This window comes from Streptomyces sp. ICC4, assembly GCF_003287915.1.
GTDB lineage: Bacteria > Actinomycetota > Actinomycetes > Streptomycetales > Streptomycetaceae > Streptomyces > Streptomyces tritrimontium.
This window is the reverse complement of the sequence record NZ_CP030286.1, coordinates 6242912-6262769: the sequence shown is the minus strand read 5'-3', so window position 1 is coordinate 6262769 and position 19858 is coordinate 6242912. Positions and strand designations below refer to the sequence as shown.

Below are 19858 nucleotides of genomic sequence, written 5' to 3'. Positions count from 1 at the left end.
TCGCCTGCCATGGCCCACCGCCACACCCAGCGATGTCGCGGTCGTCCCAGCCTGCCCCGGGCCAGCCTCCGCGGACCGCACCGAAATTGTCCCCCGCCCCAGTCTCCGCCCGCGAGCCCATCTCGGCCACCGTGCCGTCTGCCGCCCGCCGCTGATTCGAAAGGAGCCCTCCTGCCTGGCCAGTTCGTCGTCGGCACGCACCCGCAGTACGGGTACGTCGCCTCCGCCCAAGGAATCCCCCACCACATAAGCCAGTGGTACCTGAACCGTCTCGGCTTCCAGCCACTGCTCGGCCTGCACGGCGTCTACCTCCTGCCGGCCCCCACCCACGAAGGACCCCGGCGCATCCGCCAGGCCATCGAGAGCCTGCGCAGCAGCGGATACAAGGTCCACGCCGACTACTCCCTGGACCCCGCCAACACCAAGCCGGTGCAGGCCAAGCCCGTTCGGGACCCGCGCGAGTGGTACCGGACCGGAGTCTCGCAGGCCGCCGCCACCCCCTCGCCCCAATACGCCACCACACGGGCCTGGGGCTCCAGGCCCCCGAAGACCACGCCGGCGAGTCCCGCACCGAGCGCAACCACCCACACGAGCCGCACCCACTGATGAGAGAAGGACCCGTTCCCCCCATGACCCACACCGTCCACCACCGTCCCAGCAGCAGCGAGCTGCGGCTGCGGGCCCGACGGGAGGCCGCGGAATTCCTTCGAGGCCTCCCGGTCCCGGCAGATCCGGCCGCCTCGTTGCGCACCTGCGCGGAGGCGATGTCCCAGGCGTCCACGCCCGCCGAAGTCCACGCGCTGACCGAGCTGGCGGCCGGTGGCGAGGAAGCCGGGCTGATCGCGCTGCGGAACCTCCTGCGCGCCGCCGGCGCCCGCTGCCGGGAGCACGGCGAGATCCAGCTCGCCACCCGCTACGAGCGCACGAGCGACCTCCTCGACATCGCCGACCGGGCTCTCTTCCAGCTCGGCGTCGACCTGCTGACCACCCAGTACGACACCGCGCCGGACACCGCCGCCCCCTGCCTGACGCCCGTCGGCCACGACGAGGGAGCGTCCACCTGACGTCCTCCGAGATCACCCTCTACACCAGCCAATACCACGGAATCGTCGCCCTCGTCTCCGGCGAATCGTCCCGGTGGGCTCGCACCGCCCTTCAACTCGCGGGATTCGAGAAGGACGGTGGCGGCAACTACGTCATGCCCCTGACGGACGCCGGCCGCGTCCGCGAGGCCCTGACCAACCTCAGAGAGACGGCGGCGGCCTTGCAGAGCAAGGTCACCGCGACCAACCAGAGCTACATCGGCGACTTCGCCCTCGAAGTCAGCAAGGACCTGCCCGGCCAGTGGAAGGTGCAGGTCGAGAACTATGGGCACCCGGCTACGCAGGGCGACCTCTTCTCGTGCCTGTGGGCGACTGGCCCCAACCTCCGCCTCCTTGAAAACCGGCGCGTGTCCTCTGCTGCGATCTTGCAGTCCGAGAACGGAGCCGAACTCGCCATCATCTACAACCCCCGCCACGACGTGTACGACGTCGGGATGCTCGCCCCGCAGGACATGTACCTGGACGAGGCCGTCGTACCGCCGTCCATGATCACCGTGCATTCGGCGCCCGTCCCCGCCGCCCGCAAGATCGTCTCCAGCCTGCTCGCCGACTATTACCGGGCCGTCTTCGAAATGCAGTTGAACCATCTCGGCGATGACCTGGCATGGGCGCAGGAGGAGTTCGAACCGGGCACCGTCCAGGATCCTCCCCAGCGTGACCTGGCCGAGGCCTTCGACCGCTTCGCCACCATCGCACCACGCATCATCGCTTCCCTGCGCACCAGCGGCCTTCACTCCCTCGACCCGCACCAGGCAGCGTTCCTGGAGGACATGGAGGCCGCGTTCGGCCAGCCCAGCCCGGGCGCCGAGAACGCGGGGAAGGCAGCGGAGAACCCGAGTCTCGATCTGCTGTCGATGTGGATGAGCGAGGGCGAGGGTCTGGTCGACCTGGCCCGGGCCGCCGTCCGCACAGCACCCGCGCCGACCGCCCTCGGCCTCGTCTGTGCCGTGGACACACCCGGGGTGCTCCCCTCTCCTCCCCCGCGGGTCGGCGCCGCCCTCAACCGCAGATAGCCCCCTGGAGCCTGTCTCTTACACACACCTGACTCTCCCGAACACCAGCCGCAGCAGCCTCCGCAGCAGCAGCCCTACCGGCAGGCCCCGCCGCCGCAGCAGCAGCAGTACCAGCAGCCGCAGCAGCAGTACGCGCCCCCGCCGCCGCAGCACTACCAGCCGCAGCAGCACCCGCCGCACCAGCCCCCGCCGCCGCAGTACCAGCAGCCGCCGGGCCAGCCGCAGCACCGCCACACCCCCTCGAAATCCCACCGAAAGAGGTTCCGCCGTGACTGCCGACCAGCCGTACCTGAACGGCCACTACACCCCCGTCACCGACGAGGTCACCGCCACCGGCCTCACCGTCGAGGGCACCCTGCCGCCCGAGTTGACCGGCCGCCTGCTCCGCAACGGCCACAACCCCAAGCCCGGGGTCAGCCCGACGCACTGGTTCAAGGGCAGCGGCATGGTCCACGGGATCCGGCTGCGCGAGGGCCGCGCCGAGTGGTACCGCAACCGCTGGGTGCGCACCCCCGCGCTGGACGGGGCCCCGTACATGACGGAGAACGGCCCCGATCTGACGGCCAGCACCGCCGGCACCCACATCATGGAACACGCCGGACGCCTGCTCGCCCTCTGCGAGGCGAACCTCCCCTTCGAGCTCACCCGCGAGCTGGAGACCGTCGGCGCGTACGACTTCGACGGCAAACTGCGCACGGCGATGACCGCGCACCCCAAGGAGGACCCGGTCACCGGCGAGCTCCACTTCTTCGGGTCCTCGCCGTTCCCGCCCTTCCTGGTGCACCACGTCGCCGACGCCAAGGGCGAGATCGTCCACAGCGCCGAGGTCCCGGGAGCGACCGCCTCCCTCAAGCACGACTTCGCCCTCACCCGCCGGCACGTGGTCTTCGTCGAGGGCAACGTCACCTTCGACCCGGCCGACCACTCCGGCATCCCCTACGGCTGGAGCGACCGGCAGCTCTCGCGCATCGGCGTCATGCCGCGCGGCGAGGACGGCGCGGGCCGCATCCGCTGGTTCTCCATCGAACCGGGCAACATGCTCCACGTGTCCAACGCCTACGAGGACGGCCAGGGCCGCATCGTCCTGGAGGGCCCCACCGTGGACCGCGAGGGATTCCGGCTGTCCTGGAACTGGTGGATCGGCGCGCCCGGTCGGGGCACCGAGCCCGTCTCCCGCTCCTACACCCGCCGTTGGGTGCTCGACATGGCCTCCGGCACCGTCGACGAGCGCATCATCGACGACCTCGCGGTGGAGTTCCCGACCCTCAACGAGGAGTACCTGGGCGCCGAGAACCGCTACCAGTACGCCATCGCCTTCCCCGACGAGAAGGGCTTCGGGGGCTACGGCATCGTCAAGTACGACCGCACGACCGGCGCCCGCCGCATCCACCAGGTCGGCGACGCCCGCATGCCGAGCGAGGCGGTCTTCGTCCCGGCGGCCGGCGCCTCGGGCGAGGACGAGGGCTACCTCCTGACCGTCGTCTCCGACCTGAAGCAGGACGCCTCGCAGCTCCTGGTCCTCGACGCCTCCGGCCTCGACCGCATCGCCACCGTCCACCTGCCCCACCGGGTCGGGGCCGGACTCCACGGCTCCTGGATCCCCGACACCGCCCTGGACGGCGCCGAGGGCTGACATCCGCGGCCCGGCCCGACGACCGTGCCCGTGGTCGTCGGGCCGGGCCGCGGGTCGGGCAGGATACGCACGTGCGGAACACGACGGAGGCGGATATGACGGCGGAGCTGGTGGCAAGGGCGGGCAGGCTGGCCGTCGCGGGCCGCAGGCGGATCCTCGGCATCGCCGGGCCGCCGGGGGCCGGGAAGTCGACGCTCGCCGCCCGGCTCGCCGTAGCGCTCGGGCCGGGGACGGCCGTGGTCGTCCCGATGGACGGGTTCCACCTCGCCGGGGCCGAGCTGGCCCGGCTGGGGCTGGCCGACCGCAAGGGCGCTCCCGACACCTTCGACGCCGCCGGGTACGTCGCCCTGCTGCGCCGGCTCCGCAGCCCCGACGGGGCCACGGTGTACGCGCCCGCCTTCGACCGCTCCCTGGAGGAGCCGGTCGCGGGCAGCGTTCCCGTCGCCCCGGCCGTACCGCTGGTGATCACCGAGGGGAACTACCTGCTGCACGACGCGGGAGCGTGGGCGGCGGTACGGCCACTGCTGGACGAAGCCTGGTACCTCGCCCCGGACGAGGCCCTGCGCGTCGGGCGCCTGGTCGACCGGCACGTGCGCCACGGCAAGGACCCGTCGTCCGCCCGGGCGTGGGTGGCCCGCTCGGACGAGGCGAACGCCCGGCTGATCGCCCCGGGCGCCGGGCGCGCGGACCTGGTGGTCGACGCCGGCTGAGGGCCGCGTCACCACACGAGCTTGTAGGTCACGTGCTTGGGGACCGGGTCCGGTGCCGTGTCGGTGTAGAGCAGCCGGATCGTGGTGAAGCGCTGGACATCGGGGTGCTCCGGCCAGGCCTGCGGGCTGCCCAAGGTCACCGTCACCGGGTAGCCGTGGAAACGGCCGGCCGCGCAGTAGGGGCGGCAGTCGTTGACCATGTCGGTACCGGTGGCCGTGGCGGTCCTCGACCCCCAGGAGTCCCATCGGAGCCCGACGAGGCGGTTGTTCCCGTCGCCGCAGGCAAGGAGGTATTCCGCGGGGCGCATCTGCGCCTGGTCGAAGCAGTCCACGACCACGACCGGGTCGCCCGGCTCCAGGATCCGGGCCGACGTCCCGCCCGCGTGCGCGGACGCCGGAACGGCCACCGCCAGAGCCACGGCGCACAGCAGGGCGGCGCCCGTCCGCACCCCGCGCCGGGATGCGCGTGCACGCCGCCCACCTGCTGAAACGTTCACGACAGACCTTCCTCGCCACTCCGCCCGCGCCGCCGGCCGCCGGCGCTGCGACCATCCCAGCTTCCCCCATCGGGGTGGACCCCGCACCCGCTGGCGGCAGCGCGCGCCCCACGCGCAGATCGACGAGGCCGTGCGCTACCTGGATTCGCGCCGGTGCACCGGACCGTCCCCGGGCCTGCCGACGGCCTGGGGCCGCAAAGCGGTCGCCCGGTAGCGGTCGGCCGCGCGGAGGAAGGCGTCGTTCTCCTCCGGCAGGCCGACGGTGGCGCGGACCCCGTCGCCGGGGAAGGCCCGGACGAGCACGCCGTGGCGGGCACAGAAGTCGGCGAAGCCGGCGGCCTCCTCCCCCAGGGGCAGCCACACGAAGTTGGCCTGCGAAGGGGTCACTTCATGGCCGTGCCGGGTCAACAGGGACTCCAGGCGCCGCCGTTCGCGCACGATCGCGGCGGAGCGCGCGCGCACCTCGTCGGGGCGGTCGAGCGCGGCGAGGGCGGCCGCCTGGGCGAGCCTGCTGACCGCGAAGGGGACGGACACCTTGTGGACGGCCGACACCACGGCCGGCGCGGCCACGCAGTACCCGATGCGCACGCCGGCGAGCCCGTACGCCTTCGAGAAGGTGCGCAGCACCGCCACGTTCGGGCGGTGGCGGGCCAGCGCGATCCCGTCCGGCACGTCGGGATCGTCGACGAACTCCCGGTACGCCTCGTCCAGTACGACCAGGACGCGGGCCGGTAGGCGGTCGAGGAACGCGCGCAGTTCGCGGCCCCGGACCGCCGTCCCGGTGGGGTTGTTGGGGTTGCAGACGAAGACGACGCGGGTCGCGGGGGTGACGGCGGCGAGCATCGCCTCCAGGTCGTGCCGGTGTCCGGCGTCCAGGGGGACGGTGCGGGCGCGCACTCCGGACACCTTCGCGAAGACCGGATAGGCGTCGAAGGAGCGCCAGGCGAACAGGACTTCGTCCCCCGGGCCGCAGAACGCCTGGATGAGATCGCGGCACAGGCTCACCGACCCGCAGCCGACGGCGATGCCCTCCGCGGGGACGTCCAGTTCGTCGGCCAGTCGCCCGACCAGGGTGTCGGAGAACCACTGCGGGTAGCGGTGGCCTTCGACGGCGGCCCGGGTGATGGCTTCGACCACGGCGGGCGGGGGCGGCAGCGGCCCCTCGTTGGAGTTGAGCAGGATGGCGCCGGGCGCCGTGCCGGGAATGTTGTAGTCGGGGACGGAGGCCAGGTCGGCTCGGATGGCAACACCCATGGGAATCCTCGGGAGTGGGACGGCGCACGCCGGCATGCGCGTGCGGGCGCGGGCGCGGGCGCGGTCAGTTCGGGGCGAGGTGGAACACGTCGTCGGCCAGCAGCCGGATGCGGCGCTGGTCGGCGAGGAGCTCCTCCGGGCTGTCGCCGGTCAGGAAGACGCGCAGCGGGCTGGACAGCAGGTCGGTGGTGGGCCGCATCCGGTCGCCCGGGGCCAGCCGGACCACCGCCAGGTGCACCGTTTCCAGTGCGCGGATCCGTGCCAGGGCGTTCTCGTCCACGGCCTCGACGAGGCCGCCGCGGCTGGTCCGCACGTGGACGACCATGCCTTCGCGGTGCTTGCGGTACAGGGTGTCGCCGGGGTGCGCGCGCCGGTACTCCCCCGGGCGCACGCAGGCGAGTGCGAGCAGGTCGGCCTGGTTCCCGTCGAGGCAGGAGTCGTGGTGGCCCGGGTCCATGATGCCGTCGAGCCTCGCGCCCACCTCGACGAGCACCGGCCCGGCGGCGGTCATCATGATCTCCGCGTGGGCGGCGCCGAACCGGATGTCCAGGGCGTCGAGCACGGTGTCCAGATAGGTGACGAGGGGTTCGACCTGCGGCGCGCCGGGGTCGATCAGGACGTCCCGGTCGTAGACCGGCCGGGTTCCGACGAGGGTCTTGTCGTAGCGCCAGACGCCGCACACGTGCCGTGTGCCGCCGGGACCCCTGACGACGTCCACGATGTACTCGGTGCCGTCCAGGAAGGACTGCGCGAGCACCTCGTCGTTGTGCCGGCCGAAGATGTCCCGGCTGCCGAGGATCTCGGCGGCCGCGGCGCGGACGTCGTCCGGGCCGCGGCAGACGGAGACCTTGTCCGTGGAGGCCGAGCTGAGCGGTTTGACGACGACCGGGTATCCGGTGGTCGACGCCCAGGCGAGCACCGCTTCCACGTCGTCGGACTTCAGCTGGTCGGCGCAGCGGATGCCGGCGGCGCGCAGCGCCTCGATCATGCGGTACTTGTCGCGGCGCAGCGCGGAGGTGGCCGACGGGTTGCCGGGCAGGCCCAGCAGTTCCGCCGTCCGGTCGGCCGGCGGGACCCCGGTCTCCTGGCCGGGCAGGACCCCGCACGGGTGGTAGGAGGCCAGCTCCTTCGCCGTGCGGGCGGGATCGGCCGCGTCCTGGACCACGTTGGCCAGGTACGGGCGCAGGTCCGGCGGGGGTACGCAGTCCAGGAACTCGGGGGTGCTCTGGAGGTGGACGACGTCCGCGCCGAGCTTGCGGAAGGACGCGGGCAGGTACTTGCCGACCGAGTAGCCGTCGACGATCACGCCGACGGGCGCGGCGGGGTGCCGGGGCCCGCTCATGCGGCGGCGACGCTGACGCGGTGGACGGTCCGGGAGACGCCGGGCGGCAGGTCGGTGGCGACGTGGTAGGTGGTGGCGGTCTTCCACAGGAGCAGGTCGTGCGGGGTCCAGCGGTGGGTGTAGGTGCGGTCGGGGTCGGCCAGGAGGGTGTCGACGAGGTCGAAGAACGCCTCGTTCTCGTTGGCGTCGAGGCCGACGACCCGGTCCATGTAGGCGCGGGCGGCGTACAGGAAGCGGCGGCCGGTGTGCGGGTCGCGGCGGACGACGGAGTGTTCGACGGCCGGGTACTGGCGGGCGATGAGGGCCCGCACCTCGGCGATGGACAGGCCCACGTGCTCGGGGGCGATGCGCTGCTGCTTGGTGAGGGTGTGCAGCCCGACGCGGTCCTCCAGGAGGGTGCGCCACTGCTCGGGCAGCCGGTCGTAGACGTCGGCGGCGCTGGCGAAGACGGTGTGGCCGTGGTCCTCGGGCACGTGGACGCCGTGCAGCACGGTGTAGGCGGAGGGGTCGGCGTCGAAGGAGGAGTCCTGGTGCCAGAAGTGGCCGACCCGCTCGATCCCGACCGGCAGGCCGTCCTTGCGCTCGTTGGAGGAGACGAGGATCTCGGCGAACTCGGGGTGGCGCCAGTCGGCGAGGAGGAAGGGGACGGGGCGGCCGATGCGGGCGGCGAGGCCGATCTGCTGCCGGGGGGTGAGGTCGATGCCGCGGACGACGACGAGGTCGCGCCGGTTCAGGGAGTCGACGACGTCGGCGAAGACCTCCGGGCGGGTGAGTTCGGCGTGGGTGAGTCCGCTGTACTCGACGCCGATGAAGGGGGTCAGGTCACGCTTGAGCACGGTTCCTCCTTGTGCCAGGTGTACGGGTTGGTGCGGGCCGCGAGCAGCAGCAGGCAGGCGGTGCAGACCGCCGCGCCGGCGGCCGCCCACGGGGCGCCCGGGTGGCCGGGGGCCGAGAGGTGCAGGGCGAGTTGCGGGGCCGCGATGAAGGCCAGGTTGACGCCGCCGGAGTACAGGCCCATGTTGCGGTCGGCGGCCGGGCCGGAGAGCCGGCTGACGTAGTCGAGCAGTCCGGGGAAGACGACGATCTCCCCGGCCGTCCACACGAGGGTGGCGAGCACCAGTTCCGGCCCGGTGTCGGCCAGGGCCATGAGCAGGAACCCGGTGCCCGCGAGCGCGTAGCCGCTCAGCAGGGTCGCCAGGTGTCCGACGCGTGCCATGCGGATGTTGAGCGGGACCTCGAACAGGACGATCCCGACGGCGTTGACGGTGAAGACGACGCCGGCCCAGTAGCCGGGCAGGCCGAGGCCGACGATGACGTAGGCACCGACGAAGACCGAGGGCAGCGCGTAGGCCAGCTGGATGGGCAGGGAGAGGCCGAACACGCTCCAGAACCGGGTGCGTTCGGCCGTCGTCTGCCGGACCGGGCCGTGGGGCCGGGTCGCGCGGCCCGGCCCGCCGCCGGCGGCGGCAGCGACGGCAACGGCGACGCCGGCCGCGGTGTCCGGTCCGGCGGCGGGCCGGCGTCCGCCGCGGCGGTGCAGGAACGCCGCGGCCGCCAGGACGCACAGGGCGTTGGCCCAGAACACGGCGTACGGGTCGAGGGCGTAGAGCAGGGCCCCGAGGAGCGGGCCGGCCGACAGTCCGAGGTTGATGGCGAGCCGGTGGCACGAGAACGCGACCTTGCGCTGCTCGGGCGGTGACCCGGCGATCGTGGCCGCGTAGGACGCCGGGGTGACGATCTCGTACGCGAACCCCCAGACCAGCACCACCGTGACGAGCGCGGGCAGGCCGTGCAGCAGCGGCACCACCGCGACCGCGGCGGCGCCCAGCAGGAAGCCGCCCCGCATCAGGGCGTACGGGTGCAGCCTCGCGAGGAGCCGTCCGGCGGCCAGGTCCGCGGCGAGGGCGCCGACCCCGAACGTGGTGACGGCCAGGCCCGCCTCGGCCGCGTCCAGACCTCCGCGGCCCAGCAGGTACGGGGTGAGGAAGGGGTAGGCCATGGTGCCGGAGCGGAAGAGCAGGGTCGTGAGGAACAGGGTCCGCAGGGGCGGGGCGAGCCCGGCCAGCGTCCGCAGGGTCTCAACCGGCACGGCGGGTCCCGGCCGGCCGCCGGGCGAACACGGCGCCGGGGTTGAACAGGCCCGCCGGGTCGAGGGCGTCCTTGAGGTCGCGGTGCACGCGCAGGGCGACCGGGCCCAGTTCGCGTTCCAGCCAGTCCTGCTTGAGCTTGCCGACTCCGTGCTCGCCGGTGATCGTGCCGCCGAGGGACAGGGCGAGGGCGAGGATCGCGTCGAACGCCGTCCGGGCGCGGGCGTACTGCCCGGCGTCGTCGCCGTCGTAGAGGACCGTGGGGTGCATGTTGCCGTCGCCCGCGTGGCCGACGACCGCGACGGTCAGCCCCGCGTCGGCGCCGATCCGCGTGCAGCCCTCGATCAGATCGGCGATGAGGGTGCGGGGCACGGCCACGTCCTCGGTCATGCAGGCGCCCCGGGCTTCGAGGGCGGCGAGGCTCACCCGGCGGGCGCGCAGCAGCAGGGCGCCCTCCGCCGCGTCCTGCGTGGCGTGCGTGTACACCGCGCCGGCTTGCCGGAACACGCGTTCCATCTGGTCGAGTTCGGCTTCGCGGGTGCCCTCCGGCGCGTCGGACTGGCACAGCAGCAGGGCTTGGTCGCCTTCGCCGGCGAGCTCGGTGCCGAGGTAGGCGGACGAGGCGCGCAGGGAGGTCGCGTCCATGATCTCCATGAGGGAGGGGACGAGGCCGGCCCGGACGATCCGGTTGACGCTGGCTCCCGCCCGGGCCACCGAGTCGAAGGCCGCGATGACCGTGCCGGGCGCGGAGGGCAGCGGGCGCAGGGAGAGGGTGGCCCGCGTGATGATCCCGAGGGTGCCCTCGCTGCCGACGAGGAGGCGGGTGAGGTCGTAGCCCGCGACGCCCTTGACGGTGCGGCGGCCGGTGCGCAGGAGGGAGCCGTCGGCGAGGACCGCGTCCAGGCCGAGGACGTAGTCGCCGGTGACCCCGTACTTGCCGCAGCACAGGCCGCCCGCGTTGGTGGCCAGGTTCCCGCCGAGGGTGCACGTGTCGAGGCTGGAGGGGTCGGGCGGGTAGTACAGGCCGTGGGCGGCGGCGGCCGTCTTCAGGTCCTGGTTGACCACGCCGGGCTCCACGACGGCGATCCGGTTGTCCGGGTCGAGTTCGAGGATCCGGTTCATCCGCGTGGTGACCAGGACGACGCAGCCGTCGACGGCGTTGGCGGCGCCGGTCAGGCCCGTTCCGGCGCCCCTGGGGACGATCGGGACGCCGGCCGCCGCGCAGGCCCGCACGCATGCCCGCACCTGCTCGGCCGAGGCGGGCAGGGCCACCGCGAGCGGCCGGCCGTGCGGGGCGAGCGGCATCATGTCGTGGGAGTAGCCGACGGTGGCGTCCGGGTCGGTGACCAGGGCGCCGCCGCCGCCGAGGGCGGCGCGCAGGGCGGCCAGCAGGGCGGCGCTCATGCCGGTCGCCCGTCGGCCCCGGTGACCAGGATCGCCCGGGCGGGGCACAGGTCGGCGGCCTCGTGGACGGCGTCGGCGAGGTGCTCGGCCGGTTCCGGGTCCAGCAGCATGACGATGCCGTCGGTCTCGTCCTGGTCGAAGACCGTGGCGGCGGACAGGACGCAGTGGCCGGCGCCGACACAGCGCTCGGGATCGAGGGTGACCTTCACGGGGTCGGCTCCTTCGGTGCGGGGGGACGGGCGGCGGGCGGCAGCGGGGTCACCAGGTCACGGGAAGGGCGTGCACCCCGTACACGGCCATGTCGGACTTGAAGCGGATCTCCTCGACGGGCACGGCCGTGCGCAGCGTCGGGATCCGGCGGGCCACGGCGGCGTAGACCTCCTGGAGCTCCACCCGGGCCAGCGACTGGCCCATGCACTGGTGGGGCCCGTAGCCGAAGGCGAGGTGGCCGTGCGCGCGGGAGGCGGGGTCGAACTCCTCGCCGGCGGGGAAGCGTTCGGGGTCCCGGTTGGCGACGTTGATGGCGGCGACGACGCCCTCCCCGGCCCGGACGAGCCGGTCGCCGACCTCGACGTCCTCGACGGCGATCCGGCGGATGCCGCGCTGGACCACGGTGAGGTGGCGCAGCATCTCCTCGACGGTGTCGGAGAGCAGCTCGGGGTCGTCGTCCGTGCCGAGGGCGGCGAAGTGGCCGGGGTGGCGCAGCAGCGTCAGCACCCCGAGGGAGATCATGTTGGCGGTGGTGTCGTGGCCGGCGGTGAGCAGCAGGAGGGCCATCGCGGCGAGTTGGGGTCGCGTCATGGTCCCGTCGGGCAGGTGCCGGGCCGCCATGCGGCCGATGAACCCGTCCCCCGGTTCGCGTGCGGCGGCGGCGACGAGCTCCTCCAGGTAGTCCTGGAGGGCCTGCCGGGCGGCGGCGGCGCTCTCGGTGGTGCCGTCGACGACGTTCATGGTGTGGGTCAGGCCGCGGAACAGCTCGCGGTCCTCGAAGGGCACTCCGAGGAACTCGCAGATGACGGTGAGCGCGACGGGCAGGGCCAGGTCGGCCACGAGGTCGGCCTCGGTGCCGCGGAGCATGCGGTCCAGGCAGCCGTCGACGACGGCGCGCACGGCGGGGCGCCGGCGCTCGGCCCGTTTCACCGTGAACTCGCCGAGCACCAGGCGCCGTACGGCGTCGTGGCGCGGGTTGTCCATGACGAGCAGGGTCGGTTCGACGGCGGTCTCGGCCAGGGCGACGGCGCTGGACAGCGGGTAGCCGCGGCGGCTCTTGTCCGCGCTGAACCGGGGGTCGGACAGTACGGTACGGGCGTCGTCGAAGCCGGTGAACAGCCAGGGGCGGACCCCGTTCCACAGCGTCACGCGGGGCACGGTGCCCGCGTCGCGGATGTCGGTGGCCTCCCGGGGCGGGGCGAACGGGCACTGCCGGTCCATGGGGTAGTGCGGGTCGGAAGCCGGGCCGGTCGTCGCGTCGGTCGTCGGGTCAGTCATCGCGGGTGCTCCGGTCGAGTTTCTGCCACCAGCGGCCGACGAGGGCGTCGTCCAGGGCGGGCGGGGTGACGCCGTGGGCCCGCAGGGCGGCGACGGTGGCGTCGTTGCGGTGGTCGGGGAGGCCGGCGTCCGGGTGGTCGCACAGCTCCCGGAAGTACTCGCGGTAGGCGAGGGCGGGCAGCGCGGTGCCGCGGGCCTCCGCGTCGGCCAGCCGGCCGAGCCAGACCTCCAGCGGGACCGCGGGGGTGGTGCGGCCCGTGCGGCGCTCGTGTACGGCGAGCAGTTCGGCCAGCGGGGTCCGCCGGGGGTGGTGCAGGTGGTGGACGGTGCCCGGGGCGGCGTCGGCGAGGGCCAGGGCGACCAGGGCCCGGGCCATGGTGTCCACGGGCAGTGCGTCGGTGGCGAGCCGCGGGTCGTCGGGGTGGCAGCCGAGGGCGGTGGACGTGACGAGGAGCCGGCTGAGGAAGTCGTCCTCGCTGACGGCGCCCGTCGTGCTGCCGCCGGCCCGGCCGAGCCGGTAGATCCGGGCGTCGGCCCCGCGTTCGAGGGCCTGGCCGACGAGGTGCTCCGCGGCCCACTTGGCGGCGGCGTAGCCGCGACCGCGCGGATGCCGTTCGCCGGCGGCCGGGGTGGCCTCGGTGATGGTGCGCGGGCGGGTGCCGCCGGGTCCGTCCCGGAACACGCCCAGGGTGGAGACGTGGTGCAGGCGGGCCGGGCGGCCCTGCGCGCAGATCCGCAGGAGTTCGGCGGTGCCGCCGACGTTGGCGGCCGCCAGGTGGTGGAAGCCGGACACGTGGTGGACCTCGGCGCCCAGGTGGAGCACGGTCGTCGCCCGCAGGACGTGTTCCCGGTGCGTGCCGTCGAGGCCCAGGCCGGGCCGGGACAGGTCCCCGGGGACGGGCACGATCCGCGGGTCCGAGGCGTCGCGGCGCAGACCGTGGCGGCGCAGGGCCGCGGCCAGGCGCCGACGGGCGGCGTCCGGGTCCACGGCCCGGACCAGGCACAGGACCGGGCCCGTGGTGCGGTCCAGCAGTTCGGCCAGCACGTGGGAGCCCACGTATCCGGTGGCCCCGGTGAGCAGCACGGCGTCGTTCGGGTCGAAGGGGCCGGGACGGTCGGGGAAGACGATGCCGGGGTCGAGCCGCGCGTCGTCCGGCCCCACCGGCAGGGTCGTCGGATCGGGCCCCCGCAACAGCCGGGCCACCGCGCGTACGGTCGGCTCGGCGAGGAAGTCGGCGACGGCGATCCGGACCCCGAACTCCCGCTCGATGCGGCCCAGGAGCCGGATGACCCGCAGGGAGTGGCCGCCGTGTGCGAAGAAGTCCTCGTCCAGGGAGCCCGCCGGCCCGCCCAGCACGTCCTCCCACAGGGCGAGCAGCCGCCGCTCGCTCCCGTTCGCGGGGCCGTCCCCGGAGCCGTCCGCCGGGCCGTCGGCGGGGAGCCGCTGCTGCCGGAGGGCGGCCAGCCGGGCGGCGAGCGACGTCCGGTCGGCCTTGCCGTGGCTGCCGGTCGGGATGGCGGGGACGGGTACGGCCAGGCGGGGCACCATGTGGCCCGGGAGCAGCCGGGCCAGGTGGGCGCGGGCGTCCTGCGGCGCGGCGGTGCCGACGTAGCCGACGGCGAGTTCGGCGTCGGTGCCGGTGCCGAGGAGGACGGCGACGGCCTCCCGGACACCGGGGTGCTCCGCGAGCGCGGCCTCGATCTCGCCGAGCTCGATGCGGAAGCCGCGCAGCTTGATCTGGTGGTCGAGCCGGCCGAGGTAGTCGACGGCTCCGTCGGGCAGCCGGCGCACGCGGTCCCCGGTGCGGTAGCAGCGTCCGGCGCCGGCGAGCGCGGGATGGGTGGTGAACAGCTCGCCCGTGCGCTCGGGGTCGTTGCGGTAGCCGTCGCCGAGTCCGGCGCCGGAGAGCCACAGTTCGCCGGGCACCCCGGTGGCCGCGAGCCGTCCGTGGCGGTCCACCACGTGGGCCGCGGTGCCGGGCAGGGCGGTGCCCACGGGCACACGGGCCCGGTCGTCCGCGGGGCCTGCCCGGTGGGTGGTCGCCAGGATCGCCGCCTCGGTCGGGCCGTAGCCGTTGACGACGACCCGGTCCCGGGCGAAGTGGCGCGTGTCGTGGACGTCCGCGGGCTCACCGGCGACGAGCAGTACGCGCACGTCACCCAGGTCGGGACGGTCCAGGGCGCGCAGCAGCGAGGGTACGGTCACCATCACGGTGACCCCGGCGGTGCGCAGGGTGCGGGTGAGGGCCGGGCCGTCGGAGCGGGTGGCGTCGTCCGCGTACACCAGGGTGGCGCCGGAGACGAGCGGCATGAACTGCTCGAAGGCGGCCACGTCGAAGCCGGGCGAGGTCAGTTGGAGCCAGACGTCGTCCGCGGTGAACGGGTGCCGGTCCAGGCAGGCGAGGAGCGTGTTGGCGACCGCGCGGTGGGAGACGGCGACGCCGCGGGGGCGCCCGGTGCTGCCGGAGGTGTAGATCACGTACGCCGGGGCGGCGGGATCGCCGGGGTCGCCGCGATCTACGGCGGGCGCGGTCTCCTCGCCGGGGGCGGCGAGGGCCTCGATGTCGAGGACGGGCGGGCCGGAGGCCTCCGTACCGGGGCCGAACAGCGTGTCGGCGGTGTCCTTGGCGCAGACCAGCGCGCCGGCATCGGCGTCGGCGATGCAGTGGCGCAGCCGCCGCGCCGGGTACGCCGGGTCGAGCGGCACGTACGCGGCCCCGGCCTTGAGCACGCCGAGGAGGGTCGCGGCGAGCAGCGGGGAGCGCTCCAGGCACACGGCGACGCGGTCGCCGGGCCGGATCCCGCGGGTGGCGAGGCGGGCGGCCACGGTGCCGGCGAGCCGGTCGAGTTCGGCGTAGGTGAGGCTGGTGCCGGCGCCGGTCACGGCGGTCTTGTGCGGGCGGGCCGCGACCTGCCGGGCGACGAGGGCGGGCAGGGTGGTGTCCGCCGCCCGTGGGCCCGGCTCCGGTGCGCGGCTCAGCCGTTCGTACTCCCCCGGTTCGTACAGGGTGACGTCGCGCAGCGGCGGGTCGCCGTCCGCGAGGCGGTCGAGCACGGCGGCCAGTTGACCCGCCAGCCTCTGTGCGGTGGCCCGGTCGTAGAGGTCGGTGCTGAACTCGACCTCGACGTCGAGGCCGTCGCCCTCCTCCTCGAAGGTGAAGGCCAGCTCGAAGGTGGCGGTGGCGCGGCCGCCGGCGTCCCAGGGCTCGGTGCGCGCACCGGACAGCTCGAGGGGACGCGGCCCGCGTTGCCGGTGGTTGACGACGGCCTGGAAGGGGACGGCCGCCCGTGCGGTGGTGGACGGCGCGAGTTCCCGGCCCACGGCCTGGAAGGGGACGTCCTGGTGGTGCAGGGCCTCGGTACAGGCGGTGCGGACGCGGGCGAGCAGGGACCCGGCGGTGGTGTCCGCGTCCGCCTCGACGCGGACGGGCAGCAGGTTGACGAAGCAGCCGACGAGGTCCTGCGTCCCGGCCCGGTCCCGGCCGGCGGCGAGGGCGCCCAGGGTGAGGGTGTCGCGTTCGGTGTGGGCGGACAGGACCGTGTACACGCCGGCCAGGCAGAACATGTACGGGCTGACGCCGTGCCGGCGGGCGGCCTCGGCGTGGCGCGCGTGCTGCGCGGAGCCGATCCGCAGCCGCACCCGGTCGCCGGATCCGCTGAGCACCGCGGGTCGGGGGCGGTCGGTGACCAGGTCGAGCGCGGCGGCGCCCCCGTCGAGCGCGCCCTGCCAGAACCGGGTCGCGGCGGTGAGGCGTTCGGGGCGGGGCACCTGGGCGGCGCGCAGGTGCTCGGGGTAGGCGCCCCCGGGCCCGCCGGATCCCCCGGGGGGCACGCTGCGCCCCTCGCCGTCCACGCTCACGGGGGCCTGCGGCCGCCCGCCGGTGACCGCCCGCAGCGTGAGCACCATGGTGAGCCCGCCGCCGGGGGTGTCCTCGGCGGCCAGCGTGCCGTCCATGGCCTCGGCGAAGCCGCGCGCGACCGCGAGGCCGAGGCCCACGCCGGCACCCCGGGGGGCGTCCCCGTGCCGCTGGAAGGGGGCGAAGATGCGCTCCTTGGCCTCGTCGGGCACGCCCGGCCCGCGGTCGACGACCCGCACCTCGACCCGGTCGCCGAGGAAGCTGGCCGCCACCAGGACCTGCTCCCCCGGCGGGCTGTACTTGACGGCGTTCTCGACCACGTTGGCCACGGTCCGCTCCAGCAGCCCCGGGTCCACCGCCACCATGGGCAGGCTCTCCGGGACGTCCAGCAGGACGCTGTCCTCGGGTACGCCGCCCAGCGCCATCGGGACCACCTCGTCGAGGTCGATCTCGCGGATCAGCGGGGTGACGGTGCCGGTCTGGAGCCTGGACATGTCCAGCAGGTTGCCCACCAGGTGGTCGAGGCGGTCGGCGCCGTCCTCGATGCCCTCCAGGAGCTCCGCCCGGTCCTCCTCGGACCATTCGACGTCGTCGGAGCGCAGGGAGCTGACAGAGGCCTTGATCGAGGCCAGCGGCGTACGGAGGTCATGGCTGACGGCGGCCAGCAGCGCGGTCCGGATCCGGTTGCCCTCGGCCATCCGCCGGGCCTCCTCGGCCTCCCCGACCAGGCGCTGCCGGTCGAGCACCACGGCGGCCTGGGCGGCGAAGGCGCCGAGCACGCGGCGGTCCGCCGCGGGCAGCACCCGCCCGGACAGGGCCAGCGCCATGTGGTCGCCGATCGGCATGTCCACGTCGGCGTCCTCGGGGCGGCCGACCGGGTTCGGGCCGACGCTGCCGGCCGGCTGCCAGGGCTCGACGTCGCTCTCGCGCTCCAGCAGCGCCACCGACTCCATGGCGAAGGTCTCGCGCACCCGCTCCAGCAGCGCGTCCAAGGTGGTCTCGCCGCGCAGCACGCTGCCGGCGAGGAAGGAGAGGATCTCGGACTCGGCGCGCAGCCGGGCGGCCTGGTGGGTGCGGCGGGCGGCGGCGTCGACGACGGAGGCCACGGAGCCCGCGACCCCGAAGAAGACCGCGATGGCGACGATGTTCTTGGGGTCGGAGACGGTGAAGCGGTGGATGGGCGGGGCGAAGTAGTAGTTCAGCAGCAGGGAGCCGACGGCGGCCGAGGCCAGCGCCGGCCAGAGCCCGCCGAGCAGCGCCGCGGCCACCGTCAGGGCCAGGAAGAGCAGCATCTCGTTGGCGAGGCCGGGGTCCTCGTCGATGTGCGTCAGCAGCGCCGCGAGCAGCAGCGGCAGGATGACCCCGGCCACCCAGCCGGCCACCATCCTGGTCCGCCCGAGCCGGGCCGCCGAGCGGACCACGGGCAGGCCCCGGCCCTTGGCGGCCTCCTCGTGCGTGACGATGTGCACGTCGAGGTCGGGCCCGGAGTCACGGGCCACGGTGGCTCCGACCCCGGGCCCGAAGACGTAGCGCCAGGAGCGGTGGCGGCTGGAGCCGAGCACGATCTGGGTGGCGTTGACCCCGCGGGCGAACTCGAGCAGCGCCTCGGGGACGTTGTCCCCGATGACGTGGTGAAACGTTCCGCCAAGATCCTCGACCAGCGTGCGCTGGACGGCGAGCTCCTTCGGCGAGGCGGCGGTCAGCCCGTCGCTGCGGGCGATGTAGACGGCCAGGATCTCGCTGCCGGAGCCCTTGGCCGCCACCCGGGACGCGCGCCGGATCAGGGTGCGGCCCTCGGGTCCGCCGGTGAGTCCCACCACGATCCGCTCGCGCGCCTGCCAGGTGGAGCGGATGTTGTGCTCGCCCCGGTACTGCTGGAGGTACTCGTCCGCCCGGTCCGCCACCCAGAGCAGCGCGAGCTCGCGCAGCGCGGTCAGGTTGCCGGGGCGGAAGTAGTTGGACAGGGCCGCGTCGACCTTGTCCGACTTGTAGATGTTGCCGTGCGCCATCCGGCGCCGCAGCGCCTGCGGGGACATGTCGACCAGCTCGATCTGGTCGGCCCGGCGCACCACCTCGTCCGGCACGGTCTCCCGCTGCCGCACGCCCGTGATCGACTCCACCACGTCGCCGAGCGACTCCAGGTGCTGGATGTTCACGGTGGAGATCACGTCGATCCCGGCCCGCAGCAGTTCCTCCACGTCCTGCCAGCGCTTGGCGTTGCGCGAGCCCGGCACGTTGGTGTGCGCCAGCTCGTCCACCAGCGCGATGGCCGGTTTCCGGGCGAGGAGCGCGTCCACGTCCATCTCCGTGAAGGCCGCGCCCCGGTAGGAGAGCCCCTTGCGCTCGATCTGCTCCAGGCCGTGCAGCATGACCTCGGTGCGCGGCCGTCCGTGGTGCTCGACGAAGCCGACGACGCAGTCGGAGCCGCGCTCCACCCGGCGGTGGCCCTCCGAGAGCATGGCGTACGTCTTGCCCACGCCCGGGGCCGAGCCGAGATAGATCCGTAGCTTGCCGCGTCCCATGCGCCCATTCTCAGGGACATGTGCGCCGATCACGCGCCGATCGCCACATAGGGGCCGATCCCTGACGGATCCCTGACACCCCCGGGTACGGCCGTGGGCCGCACCCCCGGAGGAGTGCGGCCCACGGCCGGAAACGATCGCCTCGCGCGGCGGTCAGGGGATCAGCGGACCTCGGTGATCTCCGGGCCGCGCTCCAGCTGACCCATGCCGCCGCCGAAGCGGGAGCCTTCCTGCTCCTCGGTCGTCTGCACGCCGTCCGGCACCATCTGCGCGTCGTTCGGCAGCTTCAGGACGATCGGGTCCCGCGGGGCCATCGGGCCCTCGCCGCGGACCACGACGGTGTCCAGGAAGATCCGCTCCAGCACGCCGGCCGACTCGGGGCGCACCGCGCCCTGGCCGGAGATGACGCCGCGCAGGAACCAGCGCGGGCCGTCCACACCCACGAAGCGGACCAGCTGGGCGCCGGTCTGCCCGTCGGGGAGCGGTACGGGCACCTGCGCGCGCAGCTCCCAGCCCAGCGGACCCTCGACCTCGTCGATGATGCCGCCCTGCTTGGTGATGCCGTCGGCGATCTCCTCGCGGACCTCGCCCCAGATGCCTTCCTTGCGGGGCGCGGCGAAAGCCTGCAGCTGTACGGCACTGTCGCCGAGCACCACGGTCGCGGCGACGATGGCGTCACCGGCGACCTCGACGCGCAGCTCCATGCCCTCGACACCCGGTACGAGGATGCCGCCGAGGTCGACCCGGCCCTCCTCGGGATTGCCGGGCACCTCGGAGACGTCCCAGGGGCCGTCGGGCCGCGGGGCCGGCGGCAGGTTCACCCTGCGCGGACGGTCCCCGTCGGTCTCCTCCACGCCGTCCTGCTCATCGGCGCCGACGCCGTCGACGACCTGCTCGGCCGCGCCGCCGTCCTTGACGGAGTCGTTCTTCTTGCGACGTCCGAACACG

At 74.2% G+C, this 19858-nt stretch carries 15 protein-coding genes and 2 pseudogenes; 5 read left to right on the top strand and 12 right to left on the bottom strand.

Features of this window, described 5'->3' with window-relative positions:
- The first annotated feature begins 9 nt into the window (after nt 1-9).
- The 3 genes from DRB89_RS43250 (at nt 10) to DRB89_RS29255 (ending at nt 2116) form a co-directional block, all read left to right on the top strand.
- On the top strand, nt 10-606 hold the full coding sequence (locus DRB89_RS43250; protein ID WP_162688777.1) for a hypothetical protein: 597 nt from the start codon (nt 10-12) through the stop codon (nt 604-606).
- 23 nt (nt 607-629) lie between these two features.
- Nucleotides 630-1064, top strand: a complete 435-nt coding sequence (locus DRB89_RS29260; RefSeq protein ID WP_112449966.1) for a hypothetical protein — start codon at nt 630-632, stop codon at nt 1062-1064.
- Nucleotides 1065-1198: 134 nt separating this feature from the next.
- Nucleotides 1199-2116, top strand: coding sequence for a hypothetical protein (locus DRB89_RS29255; RefSeq protein ID WP_112449965.1), 918 nt, complete (start codon nt 1199-1201; stop codon nt 2114-2116).
- A gap of 18 nt (nt 2117-2134) precedes the next feature.
- Here DRB89_RS29255 and DRB89_RS43245 read toward each other — a convergent pair whose 3' ends face one another.
- Nucleotides 2135-2368, bottom strand: coding sequence for a hypothetical protein (locus DRB89_RS43245; protein WP_162688776.1), 234 nt, complete (start codon nt 2366-2368; stop codon nt 2135-2137).
- Between the two features lie 16 nt (nt 2369-2384).
- Here DRB89_RS43245 and DRB89_RS29250 point away from each other — a divergent pair, with 16 nt between their 5' ends.
- Nucleotides 2385-3749 (top strand): carotenoid oxygenase family protein, encoded by a 1365-nt coding sequence (locus DRB89_RS29250; protein WP_112450418.1) that lies wholly within the window; start codon nt 2385-2387, stop codon nt 3747-3749.
- Between the two features lie 71 nt (nt 3750-3820).
- Nucleotides 3821-4459, top strand: a complete 639-nt coding sequence (locus tag DRB89_RS29245) for a nucleoside/nucleotide kinase family protein (protein ID WP_275432024.1) — start codon at nt 3821-3823, stop codon at nt 4457-4459.
- Between the two features lie 8 nt (nt 4460-4467).
- Here the strand turns inward: DRB89_RS29245 and DRB89_RS29240 are convergent, their stop codons facing one another.
- The 11 genes and pseudogenes from DRB89_RS29240 to DRB89_RS29195 form a co-directional block, all read right to left on the bottom strand.
- The gene (locus DRB89_RS29240; protein WP_239516383.1) at nt 4468-4956 is read right to left on the bottom strand and encodes a hypothetical protein; all 489 of its coding nucleotides are present in this window, start codon (nt 4954-4956) and stop codon (nt 4468-4470) included.
- A 135-nt stretch (nt 4957-5091) separates the two neighbouring features.
- A complete protein-coding gene (gene hisC, locus DRB89_RS29235; protein ID WP_112450421.1) occupies nt 5092-6210 on the bottom strand; it encodes a histidinol-phosphate transaminase in 1119 nt (372 codons plus the stop codon).
- A 64-nt stretch (nt 6211-6274) separates the two neighbouring features.
- A complete protein-coding gene (locus DRB89_RS29230) occupies nt 6275-7552 on the bottom strand; it encodes an ATP-grasp domain-containing protein (protein WP_112450422.1) in 1278 nt (425 codons plus the stop codon).
- Nucleotides 7549-8388, bottom strand: a complete 840-nt coding sequence (locus tag DRB89_RS29225; RefSeq protein ID WP_112450423.1) for a TauD/TfdA family dioxygenase — start codon at nt 8386-8388, stop codon at nt 7549-7551. Before DRB89_RS29225 ends, DRB89_RS29230 begins: the two co-directional genes overlap by 4 nt.
- A complete protein-coding gene (locus DRB89_RS29220) occupies nt 8370-9641 on the bottom strand; it encodes an MFS transporter (RefSeq protein WP_112450424.1) in 1272 nt (423 codons plus the stop codon). Before DRB89_RS29220 ends, DRB89_RS29225 begins: the two co-directional genes overlap by 19 nt.
- A complete protein-coding gene (locus DRB89_RS29215) occupies nt 9631-11043 on the bottom strand; it encodes an FAD-linked oxidase C-terminal domain-containing protein (protein WP_112450425.1) in 1413 nt (470 codons plus the stop codon). The genes DRB89_RS29220 and DRB89_RS29215 overlap by 11 nt, the downstream gene beginning before the upstream one ends.
- Entirely contained in the window at nt 11040-11252 is a 213-nt protein-coding gene (locus tag DRB89_RS29210) for a ferredoxin (RefSeq protein ID WP_112450426.1), read from the bottom strand. The genes DRB89_RS29215 and DRB89_RS29210 overlap by 4 nt, the downstream gene beginning before the upstream one ends.
- A gap of 49 nt (nt 11253-11301) precedes the next feature.
- Complete coding sequence (locus tag DRB89_RS29205; RefSeq protein ID WP_112463480.1) at nt 11302-12531, bottom strand: cytochrome P450; 1230 nt, start codon at nt 12529-12531, stop codon at nt 11302-11304.
- Nucleotides 12524-16276, bottom strand: a pseudogene (locus tag DRB89_RS45025) (amino acid adenylation domain-containing protein); the annotation flags it as partial. The pseudogene DRB89_RS45025 and the gene DRB89_RS29205, both read right to left, overlap by 8 nt.
- Before the next feature lie 141 nt (nt 16277-16417).
- Nucleotides 16418-18910: pseudogene (locus DRB89_RS45020) on the bottom strand (sensor histidine kinase KdpD); the annotation flags it as partial.
- Between the two features lie 161 nt (nt 18911-19071).
- Nucleotides 19072-19857: a DUF3710 domain-containing protein gene (locus DRB89_RS29195; RefSeq protein ID WP_112451141.1), complete on the bottom strand. Its 786-nt coding sequence runs from the start codon at nt 19855-19857 to the stop codon at nt 19072-19074.
- Nucleotide 19858: the final 1 nt, after the last annotated feature.

Bases quoted from the DNA above. Each gene is read 5' to 3' on its own strand.
- DRB89_RS43250 (WP_162688777.1), top strand. From the start codon at position 10: ATGGCCCACCGCCACACCCAGCGATGTCGCGGTCGTCCCAGCCTGCCC.
- DRB89_RS29260 (WP_112449966.1), top strand. From the start codon at position 630: ATGACCCACACCGTCCACCACCGTCCCAGCAGCAGCGAGCTGCGGCTG.
- DRB89_RS29255 (WP_112449965.1), top strand. From the start codon at position 1,199: ATGCCCCTGACGGACGCCGGCCGCGTCCGCGAGGCCCTGACCAACCTC.
- hisC (WP_112450421.1), bottom strand. From the start codon at position 6,210: ATGGGTGTTGCCATCCGAGCCGACCTGGCCTCCGTCCCCGACTACAAC.
- DRB89_RS29230 (WP_112450422.1), bottom strand. From the start codon at position 7,552: ATGAGCGGGCCCCGGCACCCCGCCGCGCCCGTCGGCGTGATCGTCGAC.
- DRB89_RS29215 (WP_112450425.1), bottom strand. From the start codon at position 11,043: ATGAGCGCCGCCCTGCTGGCCGCCCTGCGCGCCGCCCTCGGCGGCGGC.
- DRB89_RS29205 (WP_112463480.1), bottom strand. From the start codon at position 12,531: ATGACTGACCCGACGACCGACGCGACGACCGGCCCGGCTTCCGACCCG.